This window comes from Heyndrickxia acidicola (assembly GCF_001636425.1).
Taxonomy (GTDB): Bacteria; Bacillota; Bacilli; order Bacillales; family Bacillaceae_C; genus Bacillus_AE; species Bacillus_AE acidicola.
Window position 1 is genome coordinate 913,909 of sequence record NZ_KV440953.1, and the last position, 23,754, is coordinate 937,662.

A 23,754-nucleotide genomic window follows, 5' to 3' on the forward strand; every position below is an offset into this window, starting at 1 on the left:
GGCATGGTTCTCAAACAAAAAACTAAGCTGCTGACAAGCTGCTTAGTTTTTTTATTTTATGAAAGAAAGGAATAGGGAACAGCATTATCTGCTTCTGCTTTTTCTTCCGTTTGATCGCTCAGAGAATTTATTTGTTTTTTTCTTTTTATTTGCCACAGCGGGCTTTGCCTTTGCAGTGTGTTTTTTAACAGCCTTTTCTGTATTCCGCTCAGACAATTCTTCTCCTGATATCCTTTTTCTTGTCAATTTCATTTGAATTCCTTTTTCTATTGCCTGTAATTCATTCATGTCCTTAGGTGCAGCAAAGGTAATGGCAATACCAGCTTCACCTGCACGGCCGGTTCTTCCAATGCGGTGGACGTAACTGTCAGTATCCTCTGGAATATCATAATTAAAGACATGTGTAACACCTTCAACATCCAGGCCTCTGGCAGCTACATCCGTAGCCACAAGATACTGTAACTCAGCCTTTCTAAAGCGCTCCATAACCTTTTCGCGTTTGCCCTGTGAAAGATCGCCATGTAACTCATCCGAATTCAAGCCCATCGAAACGAGAGCATCATTTAACTTTGAAACCCTCCTTTTTGTACGGCAAAAAATTACAGCTAGAAAAGGTCTTTCTTCTTCAAGTACTTTACAGAGATCTCCCTGCTTTGCCCTGTCAGTTGTTTCATATACAATCTGTTTGATATTCTTGACCGTGATCTGTTCTTCTTTTACCTTAATTAAAACGGGATTGTCCATATATTTTTTTGCTAAAGACTGGACCTTTTCATTAAATGTGGCAGAAAATAGCATGGTTTGACGGTTTTGGGGAACTTGATGAAGGATCGTTTCTACTTCAGGCAAGAAGCCGATGTGGAGCATTTGGTCTGCTTCATCCAGAACAAGCATTTTTATTTCGGTAAGCTCAATCGTTCCGCGTTTTAAATGGTCTATCAGCCTTCCGGGTGTGGCAACAGCAATGTGGACCGCTCCCTGCAGCTTTTTTATTTGCCTATCTACATCCTGTCCGCCATATACAGCCAATACAGAGATCTGTTCTTCTTTTATTTTGTTAATTTCATGTGTGATTTGGATGGCTAATTCTCGTGTAGGACTTAATATAAGTGCCTGTAATTTATTTGAGCCCTCATCTATCCTTTCAAGTATAGGAAGCAGGAAAGCAAGAGTTTTCCCTGTCCCTGTCTTAGCCTGTGCAAGTATATCTTTGCCTTCAAGCAATGGGGGAATAGCTTGATTCTGGATAGGAGTGGGTGAAAGCACACCCTGGCTTTGAAGTTTCTTGCTTAAATCTTTTCCGATACCCAGTTGTGTAAATTGTGTCATTTAGGTTCACTTCTTTCTTTACTTCTAAGGCTTTTTCAAATAAGGAAATTGGCTTGAGATTACCCTTAGATTTAATTGAATAGATACGTATTTATTGAAAAATGTCTTGTTATAGGTCTCTGTTATTTTTAGCTTATTCTATTGAAAAAGCTGTTTTACATGCCTTTCAACAATTGTATGGTTACAGAGATATTAACAGAGCTGATTAAAGTAATCAGAGTGCAAAAAAGGTTTGCGTTTTTGTATTATACCCTTTAATAACATATTTTCCTATCCTTCTATTAGTGAAGAAGTTGAAAACGAATAGGATTTTAGTATTTCACTGGCAGAATGAAGAGAAACTCTCAAATGATTGGCATCAAAAATGAATCCTGCTTGTAAGACATTCGTTAGTCGATAGACGCAGGAACTGACAGAGATTACATGGGTTACATAATTTATTTTAAAAAATATTATCCTTTCCTTAGAAAAAGAGAAGCCCCTCCTGATACCACTCGAAGGGATTTCTCTTGCCTATCATAAAACATAGATTTGTTGCATTATGGAGAACCGAAAGTCTCAATTTTACCGGTTATTACGGCATTTTTTAAGAGGCTTGTCCCTTCTTATAATACAGAGTATGCTAATTTTCTGCATTTTTTAAGTCATTACAACAAGATTTTCGGTTAGAATCTAATTAAAAGATTGGAAAGTCTCTGTATCCATTTTGTATTCCAATCCATTTTACAGTCGTGAATTTTTCTATCGCCCATTCTCCGTTAAATCGTCCAATCCCTGATTCTTTTTCACCGCCGAAAGGAATATGTGATTCATCATTAACAGATTGATCATTTACATGGATCATGCCGGTTTCGATTTTCTTTGCCACTTCTGATCCCAAATGGCGATCTTCCGTGAAGATGGAGCCGCTCAAGCCATTTAGAGAATCATTTGCAATTTGGATGGCATGATCCACATCCCTCGCTTTTATAATAGGTGCTACAGGCCCGAATATTTCATTTTTGGCGATAGGCATTTCGTTGGTTACCGCTGTCAGTACAACCGGTTCCATAACTAAATCCTTAACATCTCCATTTAGCACAATTTCAGCACCTTTTTCACACTTTCCTCTACATCCTTTTAGATACGTTCAATAGCATTTTTGTTAATAAGCGGTCCGATAAAGGTGTCATTTTGATTAGGATTACCTGTTTTGAGTTTGCTAGTATAATCGATAAAGCTCTGGACAAATTCATCGTAGACCTCTTGAACTACTATAATTCGATTTAATGCCATACAAATTTGACCCTGATGAAAGAATTTCCCGAACACAGCTGCTTTTGCAGCTTCTTTTACATTGGCATCTTTTAGAACAATCATTGCATTATTTCCGCCCAGTTCAAGTGCTACTTCCTTCAGCGTTTTGCCCGCTTTTTCTCCAATCCCTTTTCCTACTTCGGTAGAACCAGTAAAGGAGATGAGTTTTGGTGTCGGGTGCTCCACAAAGGCATCTCCAATTTCAGAACCTTTGCCGACAACCACATTAACAAGCCCATCAGGAAACCCTGCATTATGAAACAGTTTTCCTACAAGCAGACCTGAAGTGACTGGAGTATCCGACGCTGGTTTAATGACAACACTATTTCCTGTTGCCAGCGCAGGTGCTACTGATCTCATGGTTAAATGAAGAGGGAAATTCCAAGGGCCAATCACGCCTATTACTCCCTTTGGCATGCGGTAAACTCTATTTTCTTTATTTGGGTAATTGGATTGGATAATGGTTCCTCCCATACGATGAGGAAAGGAAGAGGATTCTGTAATAATGCTGATGGAGGATTGAAACTCCAATTCCGCCTTTAATCGCGTGCTTCCTGATTCCTTAATCAGCCAGTCAATGATTTCTTCTTTTTGTTCTTGCATTACTTGTACTAACTTGACGAAAAGCATCTGTTTTTCAGCTGGAGTGGTAAGTGCCCATTTCTTCTGTGCGTTTTTAGCAGCCTCATACGCTTCGTCCAAATCTTCTTCATTAGCAGATGAAATGTTTAAGAGAATCTCTGCTGTAAATGGATTAAAGTCTTCTAATTCCTTTTCACTTGATCCTTTTTTCCATTGGCCATTAATGAATTGATTTTTAAACTGATCCATTTTTCATGCCTCCAATTAAGAAATAACGATTACTTTACATCCTTTTTCTATTTATCCTTCATATATAGAACTAAGCCTTTAGGAAAAAGTTTGTCAGAGGTTTAAAGAGATTCTTTATGGGTATTTGGATAAAACCTTACCTACTCCACTTATTTTGGCAGAGGAAAAATAGCTAAAGCTTTCATTTAAACAATTTCTTGGTACATACTAAATAAAAATACATACATAATTTAACTGAAAATTTAACATTTTACAAAATACTCATGATGTACAAAATATTGATACAAGGTGAACGAAGGAGAAAACGAATGATTGAATTTGATCATGTAACGAAAAAATATTCTGATGGAACAACAGCAGTAAACTCTCTTACTATGAAAATAAAGGAGGGAGAATTTTTAGTATTAATTGGTCCTAGCGGTTGCGGGAAAACGACCACTCTAAAAATGATTAACCGCCTAATAGGATTGACAGAAGGGACTATATCGATCAATGGAAAAAAAATAAGTGATTATAATATCCATGAACTCCGTTGGAATATCGGTTATGTCCTTCAGCAAATTGCATTGTTTCCGCACATGACCATTGAGGAGAATATATCAATCGTCCCTGAACTGAAAAAATGGAAACGGTATAAAGTGGAAAAAAGAGTTAGTGAGTTACTTGAAATGGTAGGTCTTGAACCTGATAAATATCGGAGCCGAAAACCAGGCGAGCTTTCAGGCGGCCAGCAGCAAAGAGTGGGTGTGGTAAGGGCACTCGCAGCAGATCCAGAGATTATTTTAATGGATGAGCCTTTTAGCGCCCTTGATCCAATCAGCAGAGAAAAGCTTCAAGGAGATTTGGCAGATCTTCAAAAAAGGATTAAGAAAACGATTGTGTTTGTTACACACGATATGCAGGAAGCCCTAAAGCTTGGCAGTCGTATATGTATAATGAACGAAGGAGAAATGGTTCAGCTGGGCACACCAGAGGAAATCATTCAAAATCCAAAAAATCAGTTTGTGAGAGATTTTATTGGTGTACACTCTGAAGTCCCTGAAACACCTTTTAATTTAGAAGATTTGTTAAGAAGATCAGAACAGAACGGTGTATCCGGAGAAACCAGAACGATATCAATTCATGCGAATCTGCCAGAAACCTTAAAACGTTTGTCTGTTGAAGAGGTCATATCGGTTGAAAAAAATGGAAGGAAGGTTGGCACCATTAATCGTCAGGCTGTAATTGAATATATGGCTGATCAAACGAAAAAAAGAGGGCAAAGCCATGAGTAATTTTGCAGCCGTTTTTAAAGACAGGCAAAGTGAGCTGTTTACCGCCTTGCTGCAGCATATACAAATCTCATTTATCGCTTTGTTTTTTGCAGTTATCATATCAATACCTATTGGGATCTATTTAACCCGAAAACAAAAAATTGCCGAAGGAATTATCGGGATTACAGCTGTCCTGCAAACCATTCCTTCATTGGCACTGCTGGGCCTTTTAATCCCATTATTCGGGATTGGAAAGGTTCCTGCCATTATCGCTCTTGTTATCTATGCTTTACTTCCTATTCTTAGAAACACTTATACAGGGATAAAGGGAGTGGATCCTTCTTTAATAGAAGCCTCTAAAGCAATGGGAATGAACTTTAAGCATCGCTTAATCAAAGTTGAACTGCCATTGGCTATGCCAGTGATTATGGCAGGTATCCGTACGGCGATGGTTTTAATTATCGGCACTGCCACTCTTGCTGCTTTAATAGGTGCAGGGGGGCTGGGAGACCTTATTCTACTTGGAATTGATCGTAATGATTCCACCCTTATTGTTCTTGGGGCTGTTCCAGCTGCCTTATTGGCAATACTATTTGATGTACTGCTTAGAGGCCTTGAACGAGTTTCTTTTAAAAAAACATCTGTTTTTACAGGAATCATAGTGGCCGCTGTCCTGCTGATGATGGTAGTTCCTCAAGCGTTTCAATCTAATCAAAAGGAAATTGTTATAGGAGGAAAATTGGGATCAGAGCCGGAAATTCTGATCAATATGTACAAATTATTAATTGAAAAGAATTCAGACTTACATGTTCAATTAAAACCGGGACTTGGACAGACTTCCTTTGTTTTTAATGCGTTAAAATCGGGAAGTATTGATATTTATCCTGAATTTACAGGCACTGCCATATCCGAATTCTTAAAGCAGACTGCTGACAGTACGAATAAAAAGCAGGTGTATGAGCAAGCGAGGAAGGGAATGCTTGAGAAATATCAAATGGAATTACTAGACCCTATGAAATATAACAACACGTATGCATTGGCTATACCTGAAAAGTTGGCAGCAAAGCAGCATTTAAATAAGATTTCGGATTTGAAAGCCGTTGAAGGATCCATGAAGGCCGGATTTACCTTTGAATTTTCAGATCGAGTGGACGGATATCGCGGAATTATAAAGAAATACGGCATTCAGTTCTCTAATCTGATAACCATGCAGCCGAAGCTCCGCTACGATGCCGTCAACAGAGGAGATATAAATTTAGTGGACGCTTATTCAACAGACAGCGAGCTTAGGCAATATCATTTACACGTATTACAGGATGATAAGCATCTTTTCCCACCCTACCAGGGGGCACCACTAATGAGAGAAGAAACTTTACAAAAATATCCTCAGATTAAAAAGGCGCTTGATAAGCTTGCCGGAAAAATTACAGATGACGAAATGCGTGAAATGAATTATGAGGTGAATGTTAAAGGAATCAGTGCTTCAAAGGTTGCAAAAGATTATCTTAAAAAGCATGGATTACTTTAGTGAATTTTGATTTCATCTATATTTTATTACCAAAAAAACACGGGTCCTTAAGGCATGGCCCGTATTTTTTACTGTCTAAACAAATTTTACTAAAAAGGCTTCTGTATCTCATCAATCAACATGCTGGCAGACTATTCAATAAAGAGGATATTCTATTTGGATACTAAAAGTAATGATGAGAAAAGGAAATGATAGAAAAGATGGATAACAAAAAAGTGGATTTTATTATAGGATGTATGGCTACAAATAGCATAATAGCACAACCGGCATCTCTGGAAAATCCGGATGATGATCTGAATCCTAAGTTAATTAAAACGCAGGTAGTGTAGGATTTCTGAGGGAAAAACGAGCTCTAGGAGACCACGCAAAAGCAAAAGGATGAGAGACCACCATGGTAAACGCCTGAAATATAAAGCACAGGCAAATCTATGATTAATAAATTGGAAAGGGTAAAATAGACTGGATGGAACTTGAAGGATGGAGGCAATAAATATGGCAAAAAGAATACATGAATTCAATGACCTTATACGAAAGTTGAGGAAGGAACAATTCGGAAAAGGGCCTGAAAGAATTCATACAAAATTTGCTGAAAATATGGCCATCTCAACATTATATGGCAATCTGACACCAACGGAGAAATTCATTGCAAAAACAGAGAATGGCAAGGAAATGGTTCATCTTGCCAGGACAAAAATGATTCAGGAAGTTTATTCTTCAAACCCTCCACACCATTTGGAAGAGGTTGTAGGAGCAAAATTGGTTCATCTTTTCACAGATATAAAGGTTGAAGAGGACATTGCTGTATCTGTTTTTGTTTTCGATCAAAATATAGAAAGAGAAAAGGATAACCATGAAGGCGATTTATGAAATATAAAGATGGCAGAATGATTGAAGTAGAGGATTATATTGTGTAACAAAGGTGCCTATCACAGTTAAAGTCAACGAACAGTAACTCGCTATGATGGTCTGTACTTCTAATTCAAAGAGGATATGGTGAATGGGTTTTCTTGAAAAATACGGATGCAGGAAAAGGAAGGCTATGTTCATGTGAAAACCAAAAAAATGAATCCTTATACCAGAGCTTTTAAAGCAATCGATACATTACCTCCTGCTGTGAAGTGAGCAGGCAAGGATTTGTTTTTGTGAACTTTCATTAACTTAATTTAAGCCTATGAACAAAATGCAATAAAATGCTGATGTACTTCAGTAAACAGGCGGCGTCCACAAAGTTGTACTTGGTGACGTCCAAAAAAATATTGCATTTTTTAATGGCACATGGTAATATTATTAATGTTTTTTAATGACGAATGGAGTATGGGCAAGGTCTGTGCATTCTCTATTCAATAACATAAAATGATGATTTGTTTTCTCTTCTTGGGTTTGGAAGGGGAAGTTAAGCAGCATTCTAAAGTTCTTATGCGAGAGCTTTACAATGCTGCTTTTTATTTTTTTGGCTCCCAGACGCAGTGTTCTAATCAGGAGTCTCGCGCCTCTCGCTACACTCAAAATTGAATTCATATTAACATTGAGTATTAAGGAACCCGTATTATAAAATTTTAAAAAAGCTGTATGAGTATTTGGAGGAGTTTTAAATGGTGTTTCATAAACCTGCCACAATTGCAAAGGTTGCAATTGAATCTGCAACAACAAAAGTGAATGCAAATTTACCGGTTACGTTAATGCTTGGGTTCTTAGGTGGAGCTTTTATTTCATTTGGTTACTTGCTTGATCTCCGAGTAGTAAGTGGTTTGCCTGCACGCTGGGGAAGTTTATCCAATTTGCTGGGGGCAGCAGTGTTTCCGTCAGGGCTAATTTTAGTCGTATTGACAGGCGGAGAGCTTATTACAGGCAATATGCTGTCTATAGCCATGGCACTATACGCAAAACAAATTACGTTTAAGCATTTGGCTAGCAATTGGATGTGGGTTACGTTTTCTAATCTTTTGGGAGCGTTATTTGTTGCTTTCGTTTTTGGACATATTACAGGCCTCACTGAGCAGGGGCCATATCTAGAAAAAACAATTTCTTTTGCCAGCGATAAAATTCATCACTCCTTTTTCCAAAATTTCCTTTCGGCTATTGGCTGCAATTGGCTCGTATGCATTGCAATATGGCTTGCTTTAGGCTCTGAGGATATTTTCGGTAAAATAGTGGCTATTTGGTTTCCAATTTTTACGTTTGTCGCTATTGGATTTCAACAAGTAGTTGCAAATATGTTTATTATTTCTGCAGCCATTTTTGCAGGTCACTTTAGCTGGCTGGAATTCATACAAAACATTATTTCCGTTTATTTAGGGAATATTGTAGGCGGTGCTGTCTTTGTTGGATTCATCTATTTCAAATGCTTCCATGTCGATCATTTAAAAGAAAAGGAAATGACTCAATCTTAACTGCTTTTAAAAAAGCTTTAATCAGAATGATCCCTGTATAGTCCTGAATGCAGGTAATTAATTTGGCCTTTTTCTTTTTAAAACGTAAAGGATGTGTATAATAATGAAGAAGTATTATGAAGATATAATTAGCATGTTTCATTGAAAGGACGATTAAATATGGAAATTACACGCTACTCAGTAGATAAGCTGCAGGATCCTACAGGAATTCTAGAAGGAGACCGCTATGAATTCTATCTTTACATAGAGGTAGATGAAGAAGATGAGCTATATTCTGAAAATGGAATCTATGCAAAAGTAATCTTTGCAGTAGATACAAAGGGTGCCAGAATAGCACAATATCATATTTATGAAGAAGTATCAGACCAATTATTGGATTTTGAATTGGAAGAAGATGAAGAAGCAATGATTCTTGATTTTTGCCAGAACCATCTTGAAGGATAGTGAGAGCAGGCTTAGCCTGCTCTTTGTATTTGGTTAAGCTTTTACATTATCGTCGTTAATAAAAGGCAGCAATATATAATGAGAACGACCAATCCATTCAGCCTACTGTTTATCTGAAAGGATTTCAACCGGCAGCTTGCTTGGAGCATCCGGAAGAGACTTGCTGTGATGGACAAGTTCTTCTGAAGATAAAATTCGTACAATAAGCTGGCCGCCATAAACATTTGCCCTTATCAAAATAGGCTGGCTATACGGATTTTTAAAAACAAAGTCAGCGCCATACCAGCTGACTGTTGCATCTCTCTTAGGAGGAACGTAGGGAACACTTCGGCTATGAGAAAACCTTTCCACAATTGTAACTCCCACTCGGTCTACCGCATTAAAAAGAGTAGAGGAGACCTGACAGATACCTCCTCCTATTCCCTCTGACAGCTCTCCTCTTACAATTACAGGCGCTTTCAAATATCCTTTTGCACTTGTTCGTTTTCCTACTGTCTTATTAAAAGAAAAAGTTTCTCCAGGTAAAACGGTTTGTCCATTGATTGCGGTGGCGGCTAATTGGATATTATGGGTTCTTTCTTTATTAAGGCTATTGAAATATGTTATATACTGGCCAATCTGTTTACTTTGTATACTGGAAAGGAGCTCGCTGTCCACTTTTGGATAGATGGTCTTTAGTGGTACAGATAGAATGGTTTGTCCCTTTTGATAATAATAGGAATAAAATTGATGAATAAATTCTTTACGATCAAGTCTTTGCCCTGCTTTTTCACTAATTAATTTTCCCTGGGAGTCAACAGTGGCATTTAGTGGACTTACATAAACCTTTTTCTCCAAACGATTTAAAAGTGTTTGTAATTTATGTGTATCCACCATCATTTGTTCAAAAGGGACCTTATCATAATCCGAACGATGTATATTTTCTAAAACGTCTCCGTTATGCTGAAGGATCATATTTCCTGGCTGGCTGATAACTAAGCCTAACAATAACGAGACTAGTGATTTCATGATCGTTACCTCCTTCCTTATTTATCTTGATTGATCATTTGCAATAAAGGGTCAATATTTATTTTCCAAGGAGATAATGGAGAGGTCCTTAACAAGGTAAAGGGTACAACCTTATTAATCCTACCATGGCCTTTTACAATCATTTTAATATCTGCAGATGTATGGGAAACGAGTGAGTCTGGTGTATCACCCGTTTCATTCAGAATTTTCCATTGAATCGCTTCAATCTTTTGCAGCTGCTCAAAAAGGGCTCTTTTGTCTTCAATTTTTGAAATGATTAAAGAGCGAGTCAAGGTTTTTTCTTGATTCTTAATTAAAATCAATGCTGCATTGGTTAAATCAAAAGAGGAAAGGGAATTAAGATAATCATTCGCTTTCCCGGCGGCTTTTAAAATCATAATTTGATGAGAAAGATCCACTTTTCTTGTTTTATGTGTCGTACTTCCGGCAAAGTGAATGCAAAAATGACCGGGAAAATCATTTTGAAGTGCTCCAGCTCCATGAGGCATTCCATGCATAGACCCCGTAATTAATCGATTACCTACAGAGATTAATACAGCTCTCCGCTTCCAGCTCCACTTTCCATCATAAATGCTTTTCATAATTTTTGTATCTTTTACAGTTAAGGGTTGAACATCGGCATGCCTGCTTCCTGCTCTTCTTTGAACCTGAAAGCTTTTTTTGCTTTCTATATCAATAACCGTAAAAATTGCATTACGGGGAATGATTTTATCCACTTCATTCCATTGCAGCAATTCAATTCTAATACGGCCGGATGAACAGGTTTTGTCTTTTTCTCCTTCAGAAGCAGAAGCTGGTTGTGACAAAGTAAATAAAAAAGCAATCACCAAAAGCCATTTACATCCTTTTTTAAGCATAGTAATCAACTCCGTTCGTGTTCCTCATTTTTAGAATGTACAATATTGGCAAGTGAATAGCTTATAAAATTTGGAAATTCACTTAGACTTGATAACAGTACGTTTTATAGCAGTTCTGAAAGGCGTATGAAACTGCCGTTTTAAACGAATGTGCTAAAAAAAACAGGGCCCTTTAACAAAGCATTAGATTTAATAATTGCTTTGAAACGCAATAGTTTGATTATTTACAAATAAATAGTCTATTATAAAAATAAAAATGAAAGCACTTCTAGTACTGGTGCTGGTATTTACTTATGGCTCTGTCAGCCTGGTGAACAAATGGGGTGAGGAATTGATAGATGGGATTGCAGACGTACCATTTACAATCATTATTACAGATCAAAAAAATATGATTATCTGGATGGGGATCCATCAAAAAGAACAAGGCGGTGTTTTTCATACGTTAAACATAGGTGATTCTTTGGAAGGTGCTTTTGATCGTTGGTCATCAAAAAGAAAAAATATGGTTTGTGCTTCTAAGGGAAGTGAAAAATACATTCTTCTTTGGAAGAAATGTTTTTATAATGAAGAACAAGCAAAAGCATACATGTTTGGCCCTGGAGAGGAATACTTTGAACTAGAAGCACGAGTGAAGGAACTGGATACAGCGAACCATGAGCTGGATGCCATTATCGAAAGTTCTTATGATGGAATCTATATCACGGATAAATACGGAAACACCCTAAAAACAAATTCCGCTATTGAAAGAATTACAGGAATTCCTAAGCATTATTATCTAGGAAAAAATATTGCCCATTTAATAAAAAGAGGGATTCTGCAGGAATCTGTCACTCAACATGTAATAGAGCAAAAAAGGACTGTTTCCTTAGTGCAGAAAAATTACAATAATAAAGAAACTTTAATGACCGGAAGCCCCATTTTCGATGAAAAGGGTGAAATAGATAAAATTGTGACGAACATAAGAGACTTGACAGAGTTAAATCAACTCAATGAAGAATTACAGAAAGCGATGTTGCTTAACAAGGAATATGAGAAGGAAATCAGCAGGCTCAAGTCCATTTCCTCTCTTGAGCCCGATATCATTATTGAAAGTGAAAAGATGAGGGACCTTTACCAAATGACTCAGAGAATGGCTCGCTTTGATACCTCAATTCTTATACTGGGAGAAACCGGTGTGGGAAAAGACATACTAGCTAGATATATTTACCGTACAAGCTCCCGTTTTGAAAAAGGGCAATTTGTCAAGATCAATTGCGGCGCCATTCCTAAGGAACTGATTGAGTCTGAATTATTCGGGTATGAAGGCGGGGCATTTTCCGGTGCAAACCGGACTGGAAAGGCAGGGTTGTTTGAACTTGCCCATAAAGGTATTCTATTTTTGGACGAGATTGGAGAATTGCCTCTATCCGTACAGGTTAAGCTTCTCCGTGCTGTTCAGGACAAAGAGATTTTAAGAGTCGGTGGAACAAAAACAAAGAAAGTGGACGTAAGGATTGTTTCTGCAACCAATCGAAACCTAAAGGAAATGGTGAGAAAAGGAGAATTCCGAGAAGATCTTTATTATAGGCTCAGCGTTGTACCTGTATGTATTCCTCCTTTACGGGAAAGGAAAGATGATATTCTCCCGCTTGTTTACTTTTTATTAAATGCCTATAACCAAAAATATTATTTATCAAAAAAGCTTGATCAAAAATTGCATGACTTTCTCCTTCACTATGAATGGCCCGGGAATGTAAGGGAGCTGTCCAACCTTATGGAACGTATGCTCTTAACGGTCCCAAAAGACATATTAGGAATGGATGATTTACCAGATGATTATAAGTCATTCTGCAAATTGGCAGATGAACCCTCTCTTGATTTATCACTGAAGGAGATAGCAGAGCAGGCTGAAAAAAAAGCGCTGGAAAAAGCCTTGGTACACTATGGAACGACGTACGAAATAGCAAGAAAGCTTAAAACAAGTCAGGCTACCATTGTTCGAAAACTTCAAAAATACAAATTAACGGAATAAGTGTACCATTCTGTTTCTACTAGGAAATGTACACTTTTATTATGTAAATCCGGGAATAACTTTGTTATTCCCGGATTTTGGTATACTTCTTGCTTTTATTCTGTATGTAATGATTCTTTCTGCATGGAGGGTATATTAGATGAAAAAACCTTGGCTAAAACACGTTGCAAAAGGAAATCCAACTGAAATTCATATTCCTGAAATGTCATTGAACCAGCTTTTTTGCCAATCATCGGAGAAGTATCATAACCATATAGCAGTGACCTTTTATAATCGTACCTTTACGTACAGTGAACTGGCTGGCGCCATAAAAAAAATCGCAGTAGAGCTTTATAAGCTGGGAACGGACAAAGGAGACAAAGTAGCCATCATGCTTCCGAACTGTCCGGAATATCCAATGATTTATTATGCGGCTTTAAGCCTGGGAGCTGTGATTGTTCAAATTAATCCAATGTACAAATCCTTAGAATTGCTCCATGTCTTAAAGGATTCCCAAACAAAGATTTTGTTTGTTTTGGAGGATTTACTCCCTATTGTACAAGATATAGTCGGGGAAACCTTTATCTCAGAGATCATTCCGGTTTCTGCAGAAAATAAAAATAGATTCCAAAGAATGCTCAATGAGTCCGATGGATACGTTCCCAATGTGGAAATAAATCCAAAAGAGGATGTTGCTGTACTTCAATACACAGGTGGAACGACGGGGAGGGCAAAAGGGGCAATGCTGACACATTATAACCTTGTTGCCAATACTCTGCAATGTGTTTCCACTTCTCTCATAAAAACTCGTTTAGGGGAAGAAAGAGTATTGTCCATATCTCCATTGTTCCATGTTTACGGGATGACAAGCGCAATGAATTGTACCTTTTATACAGGAGGAAATTTAATTCTTGTTCCCAGATTCCAGGTTGACGAGGTAGTGAATCTTATAGAAAAGACCAAGCCAACATCCTTTCCTGGTGTGCCGACCATGTATATTGCTCTTTTGAATTATTATCATACTCATCCGTTTGACCTTAGCTGCTTTACCACATGTACAAGCGGTTCTGCTCCTTTGCCTGTTGAAGTAATCAATCGTTTTAATGAAATTAGCGGCACCTCAGTGGCAGAGGGCTACGGACTATCTGAAGCTTCGCCGGTGACACACCGGAATCCCGTAGCTGGACTTCAAAAACGCGGCAGCATCGGCATTCCATTGCCAAATACTGATGCCAAAATAGTGGATATTGCTACTGGCACAGTGGAGCTTCCATCTGGAGAGGTAGGAGAGTTAGTAATCAACGGACCCCAGATTATGAAAGGATATTGGCAAATGCCGCATGAAACAGCCCGCACGATACGAGATGGCTGGCTGTTTACTGGAGATTTGGCCATTATGGATACAGATGGTTTTTTCTATATTGTAGGAAGAAAAAAAGAAATGATTTTGGCGAGCGGTTACAATGTTTATCCAATTGAGGTGGAGGATATTTTATACAGCCACCCCAATGTATTGGAAGCCGCAGTTATTGGAATACCAGATGAATACAGAGGAGAAACAGTAAAGGCATTTGTTGTTTTAAGAGAAGTTAATAAAGCTTATGAGGAGGAGCTTATTCAGTTTTGCCGTCATCGGCTTTCGGCATATAAGGTTCCAAACTCCATAGACTTTGTAGATGAACTGCCAAAAACAGCTGTAGGAAAAATACTTAAAAGAAAGTTAAAAGAGTTATATTCTCCCGAAAACAGAAATTAAACAAAGTTGATACAAAAATGAATCCCTAATTCACTTTTGTATTAAGGTTTCACTGCGGGCTGGATTACTTTTGATTCAAATATGTATTTTTTTGAGTCCAATTAATAAAAACGTCTTACTTTTCGTTCCCAATTTTTTGGCATGAAACTTGCAAGGAATAAGAATGGGAAACTACGTGTTTCATAGAAAGGAAGTGTTTACGGTTGACGGAAGCCGTTATCGTATCTGCAGTAAGGACGCCGATTGCTAAAAAAGGGGGGGCATTATCTGCACTGCATCCATCCGTTTTCGGTGCTATTGTGTTAAAGGAATCAATAAAACGGGCTGGATTAAAGGGGAAGGAAATAGATGATGTCATTTTTGGAAATTGCTTATCGGGCGGAGGGAATATTGCTCGTTTAACCCTTTTGGAAGCGGGTTTGCCATATACTATTCCAGGTATCACAATCGATCGTCAATGCGGATCCGGGATTAATAGCGTTGCCCTGGCTGCACAAGCCATAATAGCTGGTCATGCATCCGTAGTAGCGGCAGGGGGGACAGAAAGCATGTCGAGAAGCCCATATCTGCTGGCTCCCCAGGAAAAAGCATATGATCGCTTTCCGCCAAAATTCGTTAAAAGGCAGCTTTCTCCAGAATTTATCGGAGATCCTCCCATGGGAATCACAGCTGAAAATCTGGTAGATAAGTATGGAATTTCAAGAGAAGAACAGGATTTATTTGCGCTTCGCAGCCAGCATAAAATGGCAGCAGCAATGGAGAGTAATCTTTTTGAGGAACAGATTGTCCCAATTCCCATCCAAACCAAAAAGGGGAACGAGCTTTTTTCAAGGGATGAGCATCCGCGCCCCCACGTATCCATGGAAAGCCTTGCACAGCTGACGCCTGCCTTTAAAGATGGAGGAAGTGTAACAGCCGGTAATTCTTCAGGAATAAATGATGGAGCAGCAGCTCTTGTTTTAATGTCAAGAGAGGAAGCAATCAAGAGAGATTTGGAGCCGCTTGTTTATATTACTGATTGGGCCATTGCGGGTGTTGATCCGAATCTAATGGGCATCGGACCTGTACCTGCCGTTGAAAAGCTTTTAAAACAGTCTGGCAGTACGCTTAATGATTTTGATCTTATTGAAATAAATGAAGCCTTTGCGGTACAGGTATTGGCATGTACCCGTGAATTATCCCTTGATATGGATAAAGTTAATGTAAACGGGGGTGCCATAGCCCACGGACATCCAATTGCCGCAACCGGTGCCATGCTTGTAACAAAGCTTGCCTATGAAATGAAACGGAGAAAAGTAAGAAAAGGACTTGTTACAGCTTGTATTGGCGGTGGCCAGGGAATCGCACTAGCTCTTGAAAGAAGAGCGTAATCCAGGTTTACAGGAAAGGAAATGAGAAAATGGATTTTCAGCTGGATGAGGACATTAAAGTATTAAAAAATAATATTAAGGAATTTGTGAAGAATGAAGTTGAACCGTATGCGAGGCAAATTGAAGAAGAAAATGATATTCCCATTGAACTTATTGAAAAAACAAGAGAAATGGGGTTGTTTAGCTTAAGTATCCCGGAAGAATATGGCGGTCTGGGAATTGGCATGGTCGGGAAATGTGCATTGTATGAAGAAATCGGTAAAACACATAACGGATATACTACCTTGATTGGGGCACATACGGGAATCGGTTCAGTCGGGATTGTAGAAATGGGGACAGAAGCCCAAAAAAGAAAATATCTGCCTGATATGGCTAGCGGCAAACGCTTGGGTGCCTTTGCGCTTACCGAACCACAGGCAGGTTCACATGCTACAAATCTTAAAACGACCGCAGTGAAAAAGGGGAACAAATATATCCTAAATGGAACGAAACATTACATTACCAACGCAACGGTCGCAGATATTTTTACCGTAATGGCTGTAACAGATCCTCAAAAGGGAGCAAAAGGAATCACTTCATTTATAGTAGAGAAAGGCTTCCCGGGATTTAAAGTGGGAAAAGAAGAAAGGAAAATGGGACTTAGAGGCTCACATTCAGCCGAATGCATTTTCACTAATTGTGAGGTTCCAGAAGAAAATATACTGGGTGAAGTTGGCCAGGGCTATGTAAATGCCCTTAAAATTCTGGCTAATGGAAGAGCAGGGCTGGCAGCAAGAAATCTGGGCTCCTCTCAAAAACTGCTAGATATGTGCATGGATTATGTACAAGAACGGGAGCAATTTCATGTTCCAATTATTGAACACCAGGCCATTGCCCACATGCTTGCTGAAATGGCATTGGACATTGAAGCATTAAGGTCTTTCACATACCGTGTAGCCTGGATGGTTGACAAAAGAGAAAATGTCGTCAAAGAAGCTGCCATGTTGAAGCTTTTTGGGTCTGAGGTGTATAACAGGGTTGCAGATAAGGCTGTACAAATTCACGGCGGCCTGGGCTACATCATGGACTATCCAATTGAAAGGTTTTACCGAGATGCCAGAATTACACGAATCTATGAAGGAACCTCTGAAATTCAAAAAAATATTATTGCCGCCCAATTAAAAAAAGAATACAGCAAGTAGAGGGAAAATACTCTATTAATAGAATTATATACAGTGGAGAATCGAGAGAAATAGATAAAAGCCGCTTTGAACTTAAATTGATGGAACGGAGTGAAGGACATGTATCTGCGCTTAACCGATGAACAAAAGATGGTTCAAAAAACGATTCGCCGTTTTGTAGAAAAAGAATTGATGCCGCTTGAAAACGAAGTCCTCCGCAATGAAAGAGAAGGAAAACCGAGTCTCCCAGCCGAAAAAATGAAGGAGCTTCAGCTGAAGGCAAAGGAAGCGGGTTTTTGGGGGATTAATACACCTGCGAAGTATGGAGGAGCTGAGCTTGGTCAAATGATGATGGCCATTGTGCTTATGGAAGTCTCCAAAACATTCGTTCCCTTTACCTTTGGCGGTTCTGCGGACAACATTTTATATTACGGAAACGAAGAACAAAAGCAAAAATATTTGCTGTCTACTATTAACGGGGAGAAAAAATCCTGTTTTGCCATGACGGAGCCCAGTGCTGGATCAGATACCAGAAATATTAAAATGACTGCTGTAAAAGATGGGGACGAATGGATATTAAATGGTGAAAAAACTTTTATAACAGGCGGTAATGAAGCTGACTTTGTCATGGTCATCGCCATAACAGACAAAGAAAAACATGAAGCTACAGGCCGTGATGGTGTGACATGCTTTATTGTAGACAGGGATATGGGCTGGAAATCAGAATATATTCATACGATGGGTGAATGGGGTCCTGCGTCATTAATTTTTGATAATGTTCGTGTTCCTGAAAAAAATATTTTGGGCGAAGTCGGCGGAGGGTATAAACTCGGGCTAGAATGGATTGGGTTTGCCCGGTGGGTAGTAGGCGCACGTGCTGTTGGAGCTGCCGAAAGATTGCTGCAAATGGCCATAGATTATTCGAAAGAACGTGAAACCTTCGGGCGTCCAATTGCAGATAGACAGGCAATACAGTGGCAGATTGCCGATTCAGCCGTTGAAATAGAAGCAGCTAAATGGCTTGTTTTAAATGCTGCTTTTACACTTGATCATGGCGAGGATAACCGCCATCTTGCCTCTATGGCCAAGCTGTACGGAGCTAATATGGGAAACAAAGTGGTGGACAGAGTACTTCAAATTCACGGCGGCATGGGCTATACAAGAGAACTTCCAATCGAACGCTGGTACCGCGAAGCAAGACTTTGGAGAATTTATGATGGTACCGATGAAATTCAGCGATTAATTATTTCAAGAAATCTTCTTAAAGGCCATGTAAAGATTGGACAATATATATAAATAGAAGAATAGATTACAGAAAGAGGAGGAGACAAAATGACATTACGATTTGAGGGAAGAACAGCATTTGTTACTGGGGGAAGCAGAGGAATTGGCAGAGCGATTGTGGAGCAGTTCGCTGAGGAAGGAGCAAAGGTAGCCATTATCGATGTCAATGAGGAGGCACTAAGCCAAACGGCTCATGAATTACGCGAAAAGGGATATGCCATTTATACAAAAGCAGCAAATGTCACTGTGGCCGAGGAAGTGGAAAATGCCATGGAAGAAGTAGTCTCAAGCTTTGGTTCACTTGATATTCTTGTCAATAATGCTGGGGTAATACGGGATAATCTGCTCTTTAAAATGACAGACAGCGACTGGCAAACGGTTATGGATGTCCATTTAAAAGGCTCATTTAATGCTGCTCGGGCCGCCCAAAAGCACATGGTTAATAATAAGTATGGTCGAATTATTAATATATCTTCTACCTCAGCACTTGGTAATCGCGGACAGGCTAACTATGCCGCAGCGAAAGCAGGCTTACAGGGCTTTACTAAGACGCTTGCTATTGAGCTTGGAAAATACGGAATAACGGCCAATTCGGTTGCTCCTGGATTTATTGAAACAGAGATGACAAGGGATACGGCAAAAAGGATTGGCATTTCATTCGAAGACTTAATTCAGGTAAGTGTAGCTCAAATTCCTGTTGGCAGAAGCGGAAAACCAGCTGATATCGCAAATGCTGTTACATTTTTCGCCGATGAAAAATCTTCTTTCGTAAATGGGCAAGTAATGTATGTAGCCGGGGGGCCAAAAAACTGATTAAAAGGAGGGATAAAAATGTTTTCTGAAGTAATTGGTAAGCGCTCACAAAAAATGAAATGTATAGTGGAACGCGGGGCTGTCAAAAAGTTTGCAGAATCTATCGGAGATGTACATCCTATTTATATTGATGAAGAAGCAGGCATCAAATCCAGATATGGTCGAAATATTGCCCCTCCTACTTTTCCTCGTGTCTTTGATTACGGTATAATCGAAGACTTATCTTTGCCGGAAAAAGGACTCATTCATGGAGAGCAAACCTTTCACTATGAAAGGCCGCTCTATGTGGGGGAAGAAATCTATTGTTTTCAGGAAGTTAAAAAGTATTATGAGAGAAAAGGAAAGCAGGGCTATATGGGTTTTCTTGTGATAAAAAGATATGGTGAAACGCCAAAGGGTGAATTGATATTCACAGACGAACAGGTTGTCATTATTAATGAAGCGGTTCGAAAGGTGATGAGTGTATGAGCAAAATAGCTTCAATTATTCCAGGGGATTCATTGCAGGAAATTGAACTTCCACCGGTATCAAGGCTGGAGCTGATTAAATATGCTGGTGCATCCGGGGATTATAATCCTATCCATACAATTGATGAAGAGGCTAAAAAAGCGGGATTGCCGGGAATTATTGCCCATGGCATGTGGACAATGGGCAATCTGTCCAAGCTTTTTACCTCTTATTATGAGGAAGGCTTCATCAATGATTATTCCATCCGTTTCAGAGAAATGGTTTTTTTGGACGATGTCATTACCTTAAAAGCAAGGCTTAAGAAAAAAAATGAACGAAATCTTCATTTTGAAGTAGCAGCTCAAAATCAAAAAGGTACGGATGTAATAGCAGGAACCATTCAATATACTTTATATTAGACTTAAAAAGAAGGTGACTCAAAAGGCATTCTAAGCGTGCTTTTGAGCCACCTCTTTTTTATAGAAAAAGGAATAAGGAGAAGAACAATTGTTGCGAATAATAGCATGGTGTCTATCTGTTAAAAATTTATTTGAGCAGATAACAACAGGCAGGACGAATAGCGCAGAGTCTAGTAATACCCAAAGATTGTATGGATTCAACGTTGATTAGATTGGAAGGCAAATAACTCCTGCAAGTTATTGTGGGGATTCAGCAAAATCATGCAACCGATGTGGTTCCACAACCACCCACGAAAATCGAATATTCGGGGTGAAAATCAACCTGCAGGACGATCAGAGCGCTGCCTATGTCCATGTACAATCCCATTTTGAATTTATTTCAAAGGTTCATTGGAGCGGATACGCGAGACTCTTGCTTGATCAGCTGGCCTTTGGGAGACCCAACAGGAGCTTGCGACGAGGATCCCGGCCGCCCGCGGAAAGCGAGCTCCTGCAGCTGAAATCAACCCAGCAGGAGGATCAGATAGAAGAGTAAAGAAATGCTTGCAGTGGAAACCAACAAGCAAAAAAACAGTTCTAGCCAAAGTCACTTTATTTCATTGCGCCATTTGGAATAGTCTCTTTTGTTTTTTTCTCTATTTCTCATTTTATGGAAAGATAGCTTCCATTTTCAATCCTAGTGTTTTATCTGTATCTTTAGGGCAACCTATACATTAAAACACTGATAGGATGGAGAAATGTATGACAAATCCAGAAGAAAAGCATAAAACGCTTTGTTACAGTGAGTTTGACGTATTAAAAAGGGTCGTTGTCTGCCAGCCTCAATATATGACAATAAGAGAGGTTATAAACGAAACACAGGAGCATTTTAAGGATGAAGGGATACACATTGAGAAAGCGCTTGAACAGCATGGGAAGATGGTGAATGTCTTACGTGACCACGGAATTGAAGTGATATTGCTTCCATATCATAAAAAGTATCCTGAGCAGGTATTTACACGGGATATTGGCTTCACATTGGGTAAGACGATCTTTGTTGCAGAAATGGCCAGCGATGTTAGGCGAGGAGAGCAGGATGTCTTAAAGCAATGGCTCGAGGATGAAGAAATCTCGTATTATAATCTGATTGGGCATTTTATTGAAGGAGGCGATGTCATAGTTGACCGTGATACTGTTTATGTCGGCTTAAGTAATCGGACAAATCTTGGAGCTGTCCAACATTTGCAAAGTCTTTTAAAAGAATTTGAAGTCGTTCCCGTTCCTTTTACAGAAAAATACTTACATCTGGATTGTGTGTTCAATGTTATTTCACCGGAGCTCGCCCTGTATTTCCCTGAAGCATTCCAAAAGCAGGAAGCTGATATTTTATCAAAACGATATCACTTAATTGAAGTAACTAAGGATGAGCAATTTACGCTTGGAACGAATGTACTTTCTATCGGAAATAATAAAATTTTGAGCCTCCCGATAAACAAAATAGTCAATCAACAGATTAGAGACCATGGTTTTGAAGTCATTGAAGTGGACATTACTGAAATTATTAAAAGCGGCGGTTCCTTCCGATGCTGTACTCTACCTGTATTTAGGCAGCATACCGTTTAGATAAGGTAGTGATTCCGAATGATATCTCCAATCATTCACTTTGATGTTTGACCCGAAAATAGTTTTGGAAAACAGTATTAATAAGAAAAACGCATAATGGAAAAGAGGTTGTCCTTCTTTTCCTTTGTTATCCATGAAAATAGTGTTAAGGCAGTACTTTTTAGGCGGAAATTGAGCGCTGGCTGCTGTTACAATCGCTGCCTATCTGAGAGCCGTTCATCAATTAATATAGGACAGCCTCTATATTATCTTTCCATTTAAGATATTTTAAAGGATAATAGTAGGAGAATTCAGAAAAGAGGGATATGAATGGCGATACAAGAAGGTTTTGTAGAGGTTACAGGCGGAAAAGTATGGTATCAGCACCATGAGGGAGATCCGGAAAAAACACCGCTAATGATCGTTCATGGAGGACCTGGTTCATCTCACTATTCTCTTCAGGACTTAAGGCTTCTTTCAGAAGATCGTGCGGTTTACTTTTATGACCAATTAGGGTGCGGGAAATCAGATTGGCCAAACGATTTGTCACTATGGACGCTAAATCGTTTCGTGGAGGAGCTGGGGCAGATCAGAAAAGAATTATCCCTAGGGAAAATACATATTCTAGGCCACTCTTGGGGGACCACTCTTGCTGCAGCTTATATGTTAACCAAACCAGATGGTGTAGAGAGTGTCATTTTCTCCAGTCCATGTTTAAGTGCACCTCTCTGGGCAGAAGACCAGCGGCGGAACAGAGAGCTATTACCGGAGGACGTACAAGCCACATTAAAAGCATGTGAAGAAAATGGAACAACAGATTCAAAGAAATATAAAGAAGCGACTGCCGAATTTAATAAGCAGTTCGTTTGCAGGATTGATTCAGATCCAGAGTTTTTAAAAAAAGGAGCTAAATACAGAAATACAACGATTTATAATGTCATGTGGGGCCCATCAGAATTTCACGTTACCGGCAACTTAAAGGAGTTTGATTGTACATCCAAATTAAAAGAAATTGACGTTCCGACACTATATACCTGCGGGAGATTTGATGAAGCCACTCCTGAATCAACAGAATATTTTAGCAGCCTTACGCCGGGAAGCCAGTTTCACGTATTTGAAAATAGCGCTCATATGCCATATTTTGAGGAACAAGAAGAGTACGTAAGAGTGGTTCGTGAATTTTTAAGCAGTGTGGATAAACCTCCAGGGAAATGACATCCACTGTCCGAAATCTATAAAGAGAAATGATAATGGTTAACCCGTAGACCTTGTCAAGAATGATGGTTCTTTTTGTTCTATCATATCTATGTTCTAAATTTGCAATAATAAAGAACACATCCAGAATCCTACCTTAGCTATTCTAACAATCCCACTTCTTATAAGCTTTTAAACCAAGTATTAAATAGGGAAAACAAAAAATAAACTCTATCAGACTATTAACATATTATGTTAAAATGTCAAAAACAATAAGATGAGGAGTAGAAAATATGAAATTGATTGTTTACAAGAAAGATATTGAATATTTTCTAAATAACTTCTTAGACATAGCCACATATGATAAACAAGGAAATAAGCATTATTTTGTATTTCAAGATTATATCCGAGCAGGGAATTGGACATTAATGCATTATGTAACTAAAGCAAAGTGGACAATTCACGGAAAAGGTTCAGCCTATTGTGATGATAATGAAGTGGAATTAAAAGGCCAAGAATTAATTCGATTTTTATATAAGAATAGAAAGTATATTAACAACGAATTGAGAACAAAAAAAGACGTAATAAAGTCTTAGTACAAAAGAAAAAATTTAATTTGCGTGTTCCAAGAGAGGGCTACTATCCCCTTATATAGAGTAGTAGGGAAAATATAGGGGGATAGTGCAGGAACGAGAGCAAGGGGATTGCAGATTATCTGCCTGAGGAAAATCCTTGTGTAGAAATACTCATTCAGTAATACAAGGTAAATATGAAACGGATGAT

General features: G+C 38.8%; 22 protein-coding genes and 1 pseudogene. 18 read left to right on the plus strand and 5 right to left on the minus strand.

The window, feature by feature from the left end; all coding sequences use genetic code 11:
• Positions 1–84: 84 nt before the first annotated feature.
• The 3 genes from A5N88_RS04295 to A5N88_RS04300 all read right to left on the minus strand — a co-directional run bounded on the left by A5N88_RS04295 (position 85) and on the right by A5N88_RS04300 (position 3,456).
• Positions 85–1,329, minus strand: a complete 1,245-nt coding sequence (locus tag A5N88_RS04295) for a DEAD/DEAH box helicase (protein ID WP_066263478.1) — start codon at positions 1,327–1,329, stop codon at positions 85–87.
• A gap of 676 nt (positions 1,330–2,005) precedes the next feature.
• Positions 2,006–2,410, minus strand: a complete 405-nt coding sequence (locus A5N88_RS26490) for an aldehyde dehydrogenase family protein (protein ID WP_412733806.1) — start codon at positions 2,408–2,410, stop codon at positions 2,006–2,008.
• Between the two features lie 38 nt (positions 2,411–2,448).
• A complete protein-coding gene (locus A5N88_RS04300; protein WP_412733807.1) occupies positions 2,449–3,456 on the minus strand; it encodes an aldehyde dehydrogenase family protein in 1,008 nt (335 codons plus the stop codon).
• 308 nt (positions 3,457–3,764) lie between these two features.
• Between A5N88_RS04300 and A5N88_RS04305 the strand changes: the two genes are divergently transcribed.
• The 6 genes and pseudogenes from A5N88_RS04305 (at position 3,765) to A5N88_RS04325 (ending at position 9,071) form a co-directional block, all read left to right on the plus strand.
• On the plus strand, positions 3,765–4,730 hold the full coding sequence (locus A5N88_RS04305) for an ABC transporter ATP-binding protein (protein WP_066263483.1): 966 nt from the start codon (positions 3,765–3,767) through the stop codon (positions 4,728–4,730).
• The gene (gene opuFB, locus A5N88_RS04310; RefSeq protein ID WP_066263484.1) at positions 4,723–6,237 is read left to right on the plus strand and encodes an osmoprotectant update ABC transporter permease/substrate-binding subunit OpuFB; all 1,515 of its coding nucleotides are present in this window, start codon (positions 4,723–4,725) and stop codon (positions 6,235–6,237) included. Before A5N88_RS04305 ends, opuFB begins: the two co-directional genes overlap by 8 nt.
• 492 nt (positions 6,238–6,729) lie before the next feature.
• Complete coding sequence (locus A5N88_RS04315; protein WP_066263485.1) at positions 6,730–7,104, plus strand: Na-translocating system protein MpsC family protein; 375 nt, start codon at positions 6,730–6,732, stop codon at positions 7,102–7,104.
• A gap of 147 nt (positions 7,105–7,251) precedes the next feature.
• A pseudogene (locus A5N88_RS26495) lies at positions 7,252–7,385 on the plus strand (formate dehydrogenase accessory sulfurtransferase FdhD); the annotation flags it as partial.
• A 444-nt stretch (positions 7,386–7,829) separates the two neighbouring features.
• Positions 7,830–8,627: a formate/nitrite transporter family protein gene (locus A5N88_RS04320; RefSeq protein WP_066263486.1), complete on the plus strand. Its 798-nt coding sequence runs from the start codon at positions 7,830–7,832 to the stop codon at positions 8,625–8,627.
• Positions 8,628–8,786: 159 nt separating this feature from the next.
• A complete protein-coding gene (locus tag A5N88_RS04325; protein WP_066263488.1) occupies positions 8,787–9,071 on the plus strand; it encodes a DUF6509 family protein in 285 nt (94 codons plus the stop codon).
• A gap of 102 nt (positions 9,072–9,173) precedes the next feature.
• Here the strand turns inward: A5N88_RS04325 and A5N88_RS04330 are convergent, their stop codons facing one another.
• Entirely contained in the window at positions 9,174–10,079 is a 906-nt protein-coding gene (locus A5N88_RS04330) for a VanW family protein (protein WP_066263490.1), read from the minus strand.
• Between the two features lie 17 nt (positions 10,080–10,096).
• The gene (locus tag A5N88_RS04335) at positions 10,097–10,957 is read right to left on the minus strand and encodes a hypothetical protein (RefSeq protein WP_066263493.1); all 861 of its coding nucleotides are present in this window, start codon (positions 10,955–10,957) and stop codon (positions 10,097–10,099) included.
• 256 nt (positions 10,958–11,213) lie between these two features.
• On the opposite strand from A5N88_RS04335, the gene A5N88_RS04340 reads away from it, so the two are divergent.
• The 12 genes from A5N88_RS04340 to A5N88_RS04395 all read left to right on the plus strand — a co-directional run bounded on the left by A5N88_RS04340 (position 11,214) and on the right by A5N88_RS04395 (position 23,567).
• Complete coding sequence (locus A5N88_RS04340; protein WP_232317520.1) at positions 11,214–12,968, plus strand: sigma-54 interaction domain-containing protein; 1,755 nt, start codon at positions 11,214–11,216, stop codon at positions 12,966–12,968.
• A 139-nt stretch (positions 12,969–13,107) separates the two neighbouring features.
• Positions 13,108–14,703, plus strand: coding sequence for a long-chain-fatty-acid--CoA ligase (locus tag A5N88_RS04345; protein WP_066263498.1), 1,596 nt, complete (start codon positions 13,108–13,110; stop codon positions 14,701–14,703).
• A 203-nt stretch (positions 14,704–14,906) separates the two neighbouring features.
• Positions 14,907–16,073 (plus strand): thiolase family protein, encoded by a 1,167-nt coding sequence (locus A5N88_RS04350; RefSeq protein WP_066263500.1) that lies wholly within the window; start codon positions 14,907–14,909, stop codon positions 16,071–16,073.
• 29 nt (positions 16,074–16,102) lie between these two features.
• The gene (locus A5N88_RS04355; RefSeq protein WP_066263503.1) at positions 16,103–17,254 is read left to right on the plus strand and encodes an acyl-CoA dehydrogenase family protein; all 1,152 of its coding nucleotides are present in this window, start codon (positions 16,103–16,105) and stop codon (positions 17,252–17,254) included.
• A 99-nt stretch (positions 17,255–17,353) separates the two neighbouring features.
• Complete coding sequence (locus A5N88_RS04360; protein ID WP_066263506.1) at positions 17,354–18,529, plus strand: acyl-CoA dehydrogenase family protein; 1,176 nt, start codon at positions 17,354–17,356, stop codon at positions 18,527–18,529.
• Positions 18,530–18,565: 36 nt separating this feature from the next.
• The gene (fabG, locus tag A5N88_RS04365) at positions 18,566–19,330 is read left to right on the plus strand and encodes a 3-oxoacyl-ACP reductase FabG (protein ID WP_066263509.1); all 765 of its coding nucleotides are present in this window, start codon (positions 18,566–18,568) and stop codon (positions 19,328–19,330) included.
• A gap of 18 nt (positions 19,331–19,348) precedes the next feature.
• A complete protein-coding gene (locus A5N88_RS04370; RefSeq protein WP_066263512.1) occupies positions 19,349–19,798 on the plus strand; it encodes a MaoC family dehydratase N-terminal domain-containing protein in 450 nt (149 codons plus the stop codon).
• A complete protein-coding gene (locus tag A5N88_RS04375) occupies positions 19,795–20,196 on the plus strand; it encodes a MaoC/PaaZ C-terminal domain-containing protein (RefSeq protein WP_066263514.1) in 402 nt (133 codons plus the stop codon). Before A5N88_RS04370 ends, A5N88_RS04375 begins: the two co-directional genes overlap by 4 nt.
• A gap of 310 nt (positions 20,197–20,506) precedes the next feature.
• Entirely contained in the window at positions 20,507–20,731 is a 225-nt protein-coding gene (locus A5N88_RS04380) for a hypothetical protein (protein ID WP_066263518.1), read from the plus strand.
• Between the two features lie 206 nt (positions 20,732–20,937).
• A complete protein-coding gene (locus A5N88_RS04385) occupies positions 20,938–21,798 on the plus strand; it encodes a dimethylarginine dimethylaminohydrolase family protein (RefSeq protein ID WP_198160173.1) in 861 nt (286 codons plus the stop codon).
• A gap of 309 nt (positions 21,799–22,107) precedes the next feature.
• Entirely contained in the window at positions 22,108–22,992 is an 885-nt protein-coding gene (locus tag A5N88_RS04390) for a proline iminopeptidase-family hydrolase (protein ID WP_066263521.1), read from the plus strand.
• 272 nt (positions 22,993–23,264) lie between these two features.
• Positions 23,265–23,567, plus strand: coding sequence for a hypothetical protein (locus A5N88_RS04395; protein ID WP_066263528.1), 303 nt, complete (start codon positions 23,265–23,267; stop codon positions 23,565–23,567).
• Positions 23,568–23,754 lie beyond the last annotated feature (187 nt).

Excerpts from the sequence above, each read along its gene's own strand:
- A5N88_RS04385 (WP_198160173.1), top strand. The coding sequence starts at position 20,938 with ATGACAAATCCAGAAGAAAAGCATAAAACGCTTTGTTACAGTGAGTTT.
- A5N88_RS04320 (WP_066263486.1), top strand. The coding sequence starts at position 7,830 with ATGGTGTTTCATAAACCTGCCACAATTGCAAAGGTTGCAATTGAATCT.
- A5N88_RS04330 (WP_066263490.1), bottom strand. The coding sequence starts at position 10,079 with ATGAAATCACTAGTCTCGTTATTGTTAGGCTTAGTTATCAGCCAGCCA.
- A5N88_RS04315 (WP_066263485.1), top strand. The coding sequence starts at position 6,730 with ATGGCAAAAAGAATACATGAATTCAATGACCTTATACGAAAGTTGAGG.
- A5N88_RS04335 (WP_066263493.1), bottom strand. The coding sequence starts at position 10,957 with ATGCTTAAAAAAGGATGTAAATGGCTTTTGGTGATTGCTTTTTTATTT.
- A5N88_RS04390 (WP_066263521.1), top strand. The coding sequence starts at position 22,108 with ATGGCGATACAAGAAGGTTTTGTAGAGGTTACAGGCGGAAAAGTATGG.
- opuFB (WP_066263484.1), top strand. The coding sequence starts at position 4,723 with ATGAGTAATTTTGCAGCCGTTTTTAAAGACAGGCAAAGTGAGCTGTTT.
- A5N88_RS04305 (WP_066263483.1), top strand. The coding sequence starts at position 3,765 with ATGATTGAATTTGATCATGTAACGAAAAAATATTCTGATGGAACAACA.
- A5N88_RS04370 (WP_066263512.1), top strand. The coding sequence starts at position 19,349 with ATGTTTTCTGAAGTAATTGGTAAGCGCTCACAAAAAATGAAATGTATA.
- A5N88_RS04360 (WP_066263506.1), top strand. The coding sequence starts at position 17,354 with ATGTATCTGCGCTTAACCGATGAACAAAAGATGGTTCAAAAAACGATT.
- A5N88_RS04300 (WP_412733807.1), bottom strand. The coding sequence starts at position 3,456 with ATGGATCAGTTTAAAAATCAATTCATTAATGGCCAATGGAAAAAAGGA.
- A5N88_RS04345 (WP_066263498.1), top strand. The coding sequence starts at position 13,108 with ATGAAAAAACCTTGGCTAAAACACGTTGCAAAAGGAAATCCAACTGAA.
- A5N88_RS04375 (WP_066263514.1), top strand. The coding sequence starts at position 19,795 with ATGAGCAAAATAGCTTCAATTATTCCAGGGGATTCATTGCAGGAAATT.
- A5N88_RS04355 (WP_066263503.1), top strand. The coding sequence starts at position 16,103 with ATGGATTTTCAGCTGGATGAGGACATTAAAGTATTAAAAAATAATATT.
- fabG (WP_066263509.1), top strand. The coding sequence starts at position 18,566 with ATGACATTACGATTTGAGGGAAGAACAGCATTTGTTACTGGGGGAAGC.
- A5N88_RS04325 (WP_066263488.1), top strand. The coding sequence starts at position 8,787 with ATGGAAATTACACGCTACTCAGTAGATAAGCTGCAGGATCCTACAGGA.
- A5N88_RS04395 (WP_066263528.1), top strand. The coding sequence starts at position 23,265 with ATGAAATTGATTGTTTACAAGAAAGATATTGAATATTTTCTAAATAAC.
- A5N88_RS04295 (WP_066263478.1), bottom strand. The coding sequence starts at position 1,329 with ATGACACAATTTACACAACTGGGTATCGGAAAAGATTTAAGCAAGAAA.
- A5N88_RS04340 (WP_232317520.1), top strand. The coding sequence starts at position 11,214 with ATGAAAGCACTTCTAGTACTGGTGCTGGTATTTACTTATGGCTCTGTC.